This window comes from Acinetobacter sp. YH16044 (assembly GCF_013417145.1).
GTDB lineage: Bacteria > Pseudomonadota > Gammaproteobacteria > Pseudomonadales > Moraxellaceae > Acinetobacter > Acinetobacter amyesii.
This window is the reverse complement of sequence record NZ_VPEK01000019.1, coordinates 48,619-56,808: the sequence shown is the minus strand read 5'-3', so window position 1 is coordinate 56,808 and position 8,190 is coordinate 48,619. Positions and strand designations below refer to the sequence as shown.

Here is an 8,190-nt window from a genome sequence, read left to right as displayed (position 1 = left end):
TGTACACAGCGCATTGGGTTATGTATCGCCTTTTGAGTTTGAAGCAATGTACTATGATAAGATTAACCCGTTAGGTCACGTGGCCTAACTTAAATAAAAATGTCTCCGACAAACCCGGTACGGTTCAGTTTATTGCGATTAATTTTGATAATCGCGGCTGGATTGTGCATGACCCGATAAAACATCCACCTAATTTATTACCTGTGAACAAGCCGAGCCTGTTCGGGCAAGATGCAGGCGGTGTGGTTGGGAATATTGATATTGAATTTGGCTATCCACAGCCACAGCAAAACCTAGCATATAAACAGCATTTTGACTTGGTTTCTGCATACCCTTATCAGTCTTATTTGGTTTTTCGTGGCACTGGAGGGGAAAAATCAAATGAGGGTGGCTTGATTGGTGGCATTATAAATGCACTATCGGTTAGTGATAGAGATGCGTTTTATTTCGGCAACTCAAACTACATGAAAGAGATGTTGCTATGGGTGAAGCGTACGCGTGTTAGAAATGATGGTCAGGGGCAGTGGTATGAAGTTCGCGGAGATGGAGCGGTGGTTTGTGAGATCGGATCATACTACATTAAAACATTAATCGACCATTCAAGAATGGTGGGTAATGGCGTAATGCTGGAAACTAGAATATCTGATAATGAAACGGAAATATTCACAGAGTATAACGATGGTAGCGATTGGAGACTGGAAAATGTTGATAAATACGTCATAGTTGATCATAAAACAAACCATGCTGGTGGTATTTGGGTAGAGAACAATCCAGTCGGCTATGTTGGCTCAACAAGCGCAAGCGCAAATGTTAATTTTGAGATTGACTGTAACTTTTTGGTTGAAGTCACTTTCAACATAGACGGAACGAACTATTCTCCCAAAATAACACACAGTAGAGCTGATATTTTGTCATTTGAGGTGGAGGAATTTGCAGATGGTGACTCTAGTTATAAAATTGTTTTTCTGGCACTAAAAGATTTTAGCTTCAATGTTATCGTTGATCCGCACAGAGTTAATGATACGACAATTTTTTCAAATCACCTGTATCCTTTCTACGTTAGAGTTTTTTATCCTAGATCAGAAATAACAGAAACTATCGAACTTGATTCGCCAGATATTAATCCCATTCATAAAATCCGAGAGATTTTAACCGATGATATAGCAATGGCTAAGCCTGAGATTGATGTAAATGATGCTAATTTCATTAAAGCAGCTAACAGAATTTGGGATGAGGGATTAGGTATCTCATGGGCAATTGATGAGAAATCTTGCATTGATGCAATTGAGGAGCTTTGTTACCACATTGAAGCTGGTATCCGAGTAAACCGCCAAACTGGTTTATATGAGATGGTTTTGTTCCGTGATGATTGGCTTACTGATGAAGAAATACACACAATTGCAGAAAACAAAATCAAAGACTTATCGCTTGAAGTGATGAACTCTGATGATATTGTTAATCAACTAAACGTGACGTATTACGACAGAAAGCGCATTAAAAACTCGACATTCTCGGTTTATGAAAATGGCTCAATTTTAACAATTGGTAAAGCTAATGCAGAATCAATTGATTTTCCGTATTTCATGAATATGCGAAATGCTGAAATTGTAGCGAATTGGAAGTTGAAACAATACTCAACACCAGCATGGAAAGGCACACTCACAACTGGATGGCGTGAAGCTAGAAAGTGGAATCGCTATGACTTAGTTAAAATCAATTGGTCTAAAAAATGGCAAGGCACAATTTTAGCTCGAATTATGAAAATTGATTTGGGTAACGGCTTAAACAATGAGGTGATGATTGATTTTGAGGAAGTTGTACCATATTCAGGAGAAATGAATACAAGCATCGTGGTTGATGACTCTACTGAAGAAAAAGCCGAGCCTGCCATGCCCGCAATTGGTGAAACTTTTGAGGCACCTTACTACATTGCAGTCCAAAATATCGGTCAGCGCAAAATTGATGAGGAACTTGCGCATAATCCAGATGTAGGTTTTACATTCTCAACATATCGAAGACCACAGTGGAATGCTTTATATGCAGAGGTTTTAACTTCGGATGTAGATAAGCCTGAAAATGGATGGGTTGTTGAGGGAAATGCTGAGTTTGTTACAAGCGGTCAATTCGATCAATTGGTCTCAAGAACAGCAACACAGATTCCAGTCAAAAATCTACAGATTGAAGATTACTTGAATCCGAATGACTTGATTGTTGTTGGTACTTGGTTATCAGGTGAATTTGGCTCTTATGAATTTATGATTGTTGAATCGTTTGACGCTGAAACAAGCATCTTAACCGTTAAACGCGGTGCATTGGATACCATTCCAAGGGGTTGGGATAATGGCATGTATTTTTTTAGATCCAATCCTGATGATGGATTATTCTCACTAACTGAATATTCGGCAGATCAGAATGTAAGGGAATCTACATTAACGGTTACACCAAGCTCTAAGCTAGAGCAACTTGGCAGTGCGCCTGTTTATATGCGCTCAAGATTATCTAGACCATACCCACCTGCCAACGTGAAAATTAATGATGTTTATTATCCTGAAACCATTATCACGACAAACGATATTGTATTAACTTGGCTTGGTCGGAATCGCTTGGCGAATCAAATTATTGATTTTTATGATGCTTCAAATGATGCGGAATTAAACACAACATATTCTTATGAATTAATTTCTGAAAATGTTGTTTTGGGTAGTGCAAGCGGAATAACTGGAAATACAGCAACCATTCTATCTAGCGCGTTAATTCCAAATAAACCACATACATTGAGATTATGGTCTGTGCGGGATGGGTATTACTCATATCAAGTATTTGAACATTCATTCTTTGTTGAGTCAGCAAGTTTGATCTTGACTGCAACAACGGACGGCTCAAGCGTTACTGGAAACACAGTTCCGACTTCCAATATCTCTGTAAATGTGGATGAATCACTTAGCGCGAACATGAAATTTGATGGCTCATCAATTTCAGGGAAAGCCGAAGCAGGTGCAACTATTACAATTGAAATTGAGGAATAAGAGATTATGGCAACTTATACAACAGTTGCGGATGGAAACGGTGATTTTGCCGTTTCTTTCCCTGCCAGTTATACAGGTGGTGAAAAAATCACGGTTACATCTGAAAAGGATTCTGCGACAAAAACCATTGAATTGTATGCTCCAAGTGAAGTTATTGGTGGTGGAGCAATTCAATTTAGCGGAACAATGGATAATTTTCCATTAAATATAGGGAATGTAATACTGAGCAATGCTATAAGCGGGGTTATTCAAAATAACGCACTAATAGCAACGCAGCAGGATAATAATATTTTTTACAGAGCAACTGGATTAATCATTAGTGGCAGTGTGACTGAGATTAAAAATTACTCATTTACAGATTGGAGATATGCGTCATTACTGCAACTACCAAGTACATTGCAAAAAATAGGAGAATACGCTTTCCAAAACTTCGGTTCATCTGCACCTGTGTTTTTTGATTGCGTACTACCTAACTCTGTCACAAATTTATCCAACTATTGCTTTAGCAGGGCTGGATTCAAGAACTTTGATATTGGCTCTGGGGTATTAACCATACCTGACAACTCATTTGAATACACATCAAAACTTGAAACATTTAACTACAGAAACGTAAAAACAGTAAACGGTTCTGCTTTTTATAGCTCAGCTATTAAGTACAATATAATTCCAGACACTGTGACAATGATAGGGGGTGGGGCATACCAATATGCTGCTTCTTTGGAAGTAAATACAGGCAATGGAATAACATCAATACCTGCGTTTGCTTTTGCGGGCAATGATAAATGCACAAAATTCACAATTGGATTAAATGTGTTAAGCATACTTTCAAATGGAATTGCGGGGCTGACCAGTTGTAACGAGTTGATATGCCTTCCAGTCAATCCTCCGGACTTAAATTCATCTGGATTGTCTTCATTAAAATCTACATGCGTCATAAAGGTGCCTGTCGCTTCATTATCTGCATACCAAACAGCGCCGAACTGGTCGGCTCATGCCGCAAAAATGGTGGGTGTTTAGTGTTTTGCGCTTCTGGTACTACGTATCATTTAGGTGCCAGAGTTTTTATTACAAACCAAGTTAATTTTCGACCTGCGCCAAGTGGGTCGCATTCAGAAATAAAAGTTTAGATTTAAAAAAAATAAAGCACCTTTCGGGGTGCTTTTTTTATTACCAAAATTTAGGGGAATTTAATGGACGACTTTTCTAAACAAGTCGCTGAATCAGTAAGTCCTTTTTATACAGCCATTGCATCATTTGTAATGGCTTTTTTAATGGCTTTATTTCGTACCGCTAAGAAACGAGGGCAGGCCGATTGGCTTGAAGCGTTTATGTGTGGATTTTTTGCAGTGGGCTTTGCATCAGTTGTTGGCTACAAAGGCACGCATTTCGTAAGTAAGAAAATAGATAAGGTGAGTGATGAAACTAATCGATAACTGGAAACAAGCTTGGAAACTCAAGTCGATACAAGTAGGCGCATTAAGCGCCTTTTTTTATGCTCTGATTTTATTTTCAGAGCAATTTTTAAATATTTGGAATGTTATTCCACAGGAACTTAAAAACAAGATTCCTGAAAACATTGCAGAGTGGGTTGGTATGTTGGTTGGTGTGGCTATGGTTCTTGCCCGCCTGAAAAAGCAACCTGAACTACACGATGTAAATCAATTTGTGACGATTACCGCAGGGCATAGCAATGCAGATCCGGGTGCTGTCAGCGGCAAATATAAAGAAGCTGAATTGGTGCGACAATTCCGAAATGCTGTAGCACATTATCTTGCAGCCGCAGGTCTGTCTTATAAAACCGATGGCGCAGGAACAATCAACCTTCCTCTAACGAATGCAATTGCCCTAGCCAAGGGTGCATCGATTGCAATTGAATTCCACATGAATGCCTCTGTAAATGATCAGGCGAATGGAATTGAAACGATTGCTCTTCCCAAAGATAAGGTCTTGGCTCAAAAACTATCTAAGGCCGTGGCCGATGTTTTTGGATCTCGATTGCGTGGACAGAATGGTTGGATTGATCAATCAGAGTCAGCACGTGGACGGCTTGGATTCATCAATGCTGGTGGTTTGATTGTGGAGCTAGGCTTTATTTCAAACGCAACAGAACTTGCAGCATTTCATTCAAAATATTGGTCGGCTGCGAAAGCGGTGGCGCAAGTAATTATTGAACATGAAAAAGCCCTCAAGTAAGGGCTTTTGGTGCAAACCCTACGCAACTCGACGTGTTGGGGTTTGCTATTTTAGAATACATTAAATTATTAAAGTATGGATAAATTACCACTCATCTACCATATCAGCCCAATCTTGCATCATTTTTCTACGCTCATTTAGATGTTTGGCGTGATTATATGAAGCTTTAGTTCTATTGCCGCTTACATGGGCCAACTGGAGTTCAATCCAGTCTTCTTTATAACCCTTTTCGTATAAAGCTGTTGAAGCAGTTGCACGAAAATCATGTGCAGTAACTGCTGACATCCCCATGTATTCAAGCATTCTATTTAATGTAGTCCTAGACAACATATTATTGCGCCGTTGAGGTGAAGGGAAAACATAAATTTGATCACCTGATAGTGCGTATTGCTGCTGAAGCAAATCAAAAAGCTGTGACGAAATTGGGACGATATGAGTCCTATTTTTCTTCATAACACGATCTTGCTGCGTTTGTCTTGATGATCGGGGGAGCGTAATAGTCTTGGATTCAAAATCAATGTATGACCATTCTAACTTCCTTATCTCCACCGTCCGCAACATTGAATAAAGCATTGCTAAGCCAGCATTTCTGACAACTGTAGAGCCGTTATAGCTATCAATTTTTCTACGCAGTTCTTTTCTTTCATGTGGATCAAGCGCTCTCGCATGTTCGACTGCTGGTTGAGATACCACACTACGTAATGCGTATGTAGGATCATTATCCAATCGAGATGTGATAATTGCATAACGCATGACTAGGCCGATAAATCTACGATTTAAGTTTGCTGCTGCTTCACCTGTTCCGAATTTAGGGGATGCACTAATGCGACTTATGGTGTTTTTCATCACAGATAATATGTGAGCAGATGTAATGTCCTTAATTGGTAGTGAGCCAATTTCTTTATACACATCCATCTGCATGCAATTTTTAAATCGCTCAACATAATCAGGGGATTTGTGTTTCATTTGCTCAGCTGCATATTCTTCTGCTATAGCCTTGAATGTATTGCTGGCTTTAATTCTTTTTTCTAATTTTTCTTTCTTCTTTTCTTGTGATGGGTTTAATCCTTTAGCTAATTTTGCACGTGCATCATCTTTTAGTTTTCTCGCTTCCTGCAGGGTTACAGCAGGATATTCACCAAAACTAATAGTTCCTTCTTTGCCATTCAGTGTGTATTTGAAGCGCCATATCTTCGTACCAGTAGGGCGAACCTCTATATAAAGCCGCTCAGCATCTAAAATGCGATAAGACTTATCCTTAGGTTTAAGTGTTTTTACTTTTGCATCTGAAAGCATGACGGGTAACACGGGTAATTTTAATGTTACCCGTCAAGATACCCGTTTTTGATACGAATTAAAATGGAATTTATCGAACTGTAGCGAACTTTAATTATTCTAATTTAAAGGTTAATAGCAGACGTGGCGAACTATATAGGATTATAACGAATTATTATTATCAGAATTGTTTAAGATGACGATTTTCATAGGAAATAACTTCTATTAAATACAATAATTCAAATTGGTTAAGATTTATTCAATAGGGAAATGCAGCTATTTCCCATCTAAATCTCAAAAAAGGTAGATTTGCTTTAGAGTATTATGCGTGAAGCGCAATTAAAAGTCTTATCAAACAGCAATTATTTTTTCACTCGCTTCTCAGGGAGGGTCATAAAAATGGGTTATCAAAAGATCGTCGTTCCAGTGGATGGGACAAAAATTACAGTAAATTCAGACTTATCATTCAATGTTCCCAATAATCCAATTATTCCATTTATTGAAGGCGATGGTATTGGTGTTGATATCACTCCAGTGATGAAAACCGTGGTGAATGCCGCAGTACAAAAAGCTTATGGTGGAAAACGTGCCATAGAATGGATGGAAGTTTATTGTGGTGAAAAAGCCAATAAAATTTATGGTACCTATATGCCCGAAGAAACCTTTGAGGCTTTACGCGAATTTGTGGTTTCAATTAAAGGGCCATTAACGACGCCTGTCGGTGGTGGCATTCGTTCGCTAAATGTTGCACTACGTCAAGAATTAGATCTCTACGTCTGTGTGCGCCCAGTACGTTGGTTTAAGGGCGTTCCTTCACCTGTTCAGCATCCTGAACGTACAGACATGGTGATCTTCCGAGAGAACTCAGAAGATATCTACGCTGGGATCGAATGGAAAGCAGATTCACCTGAAGCCAAGAAAATGATCAAATTTCTTAAAGAGGAAATGGGCGTCACTAAGATTCGCTTTGAGGAAAATTGCGGTATCGGTATTAAGCCTGTATCTAAAGAAGGTTCTCAGCGTTTGGTTCGGAAAGCTATTCAATTCGCCATTGATAATGATAAGCCGAATGTCACCTTGGTGCATAAAGGCAATATCATGAAATATACCGAAGGTGCGTTTAAAGAGTGGGGTTATGAAGTCGCACTTGAGCGCTTTGGTGGTGAATTGCTAGATGGAGGTCCTTGGGTCAAAATAAAAAATCCGAAAACTGGCAAAGAGATCGTGATTAAAGATGCGATCGCAGACGCTTTTTTACAGCAGATTCTGATGCGTCCGACCGATTATTCAGTCATTGCTACCCTAAATTTAAACGGTGACTATATTTCAGATGCTTTGGCGGCCGAAGTTGGCGGTATTGGTATTGCACCGGGTGCCAATATTGGTGGCGCTGTGCAAGTATATGAAGCGACACATGGCACAGCGCCTAAATATGCGGGTCAAGATAAAGTAAACCCAGGTTCTATTATTCTGTCTGCAGAAATGATGCTGCGAAATTTGGGCTGGACAGAAGCTGCAGATCTAATTATTAAAGGTATTGCAGGGGCGATTGAAGCAAAAACAGTGACTTACGATTTTGAACGACTTATGCAAGGAGCAAAACTATTGCGTTGTTCGGAGTTTGGACAAGCCATCATTGAGCATATGGACTAACTTTATTTGCTAATCTAGGTGTAAAAAAGCTAGATGCATAAAA

Annotated in this window: 6 protein-coding genes; 5 read left to right on the top strand and 1 reads right to left on the bottom strand. The window is 39.2% G+C overall.

Annotated elements, in window-relative coordinates; translation table 11 throughout:
- The first annotated feature begins 164 nt into the window (after window positions 1–164).
- From FTV38_RS18295 to FTV38_RS11735, 4 genes are all read left to right on the top strand, one after another.
- The gene (locus FTV38_RS18295) at window positions 165–3,026 is read left to right on the top strand and encodes a phage tail protein (protein WP_180022568.1); all 2,862 of its coding nucleotides are present in this window, start codon (window positions 165–167) and stop codon (window positions 3,024–3,026) included.
- A 6-nt stretch (window positions 3,027–3,032) separates the two neighbouring features.
- Window positions 3,033–4,043, top strand: a complete 1,011-nt coding sequence (locus FTV38_RS11745; protein WP_180022567.1) for a leucine-rich repeat domain-containing protein — start codon at window positions 3,033–3,035, stop codon at window positions 4,041–4,043.
- Between the two features lie 173 nt (window positions 4,044–4,216).
- Window positions 4,217–4,459: a phage holin family protein gene (locus FTV38_RS11740; RefSeq protein ID WP_180022566.1), complete on the top strand. Its 243-nt coding sequence runs from the start codon at window positions 4,217–4,219 to the stop codon at window positions 4,457–4,459.
- Window positions 4,443–5,219, top strand: coding sequence for an N-acetylmuramoyl-L-alanine amidase (locus FTV38_RS11735; protein WP_180022565.1), 777 nt, complete (start codon window positions 4,443–4,445; stop codon window positions 5,217–5,219). The genes FTV38_RS11740 and FTV38_RS11735 overlap by 17 nt, the downstream gene beginning before the upstream one ends.
- 84 nt (window positions 5,220–5,303) lie before the next feature.
- On the opposite strand, the gene FTV38_RS11730 is transcribed toward FTV38_RS11735, so the two are convergent.
- Window positions 5,304–6,515 carry an integrase arm-type DNA-binding domain-containing protein gene (locus tag FTV38_RS11730; protein WP_180022564.1) on the bottom strand — a complete coding sequence of 404 codons (1,212 nt, stop codon included), beginning with the start codon at window positions 6,513–6,515 and terminating at the stop codon, window positions 5,304–5,306.
- Between the two features lie 378 nt (window positions 6,516–6,893).
- Between FTV38_RS11730 and icd the strand changes: the two genes are divergently transcribed.
- Window positions 6,894–8,147 (top strand): NADP-dependent isocitrate dehydrogenase, encoded by a 1,254-nt coding sequence (gene icd / locus FTV38_RS11725; RefSeq protein WP_180022563.1) that lies wholly within the window; start codon window positions 6,894–6,896, stop codon window positions 8,145–8,147.
- Window positions 8,148–8,190: the final 43 nt, after the last annotated feature.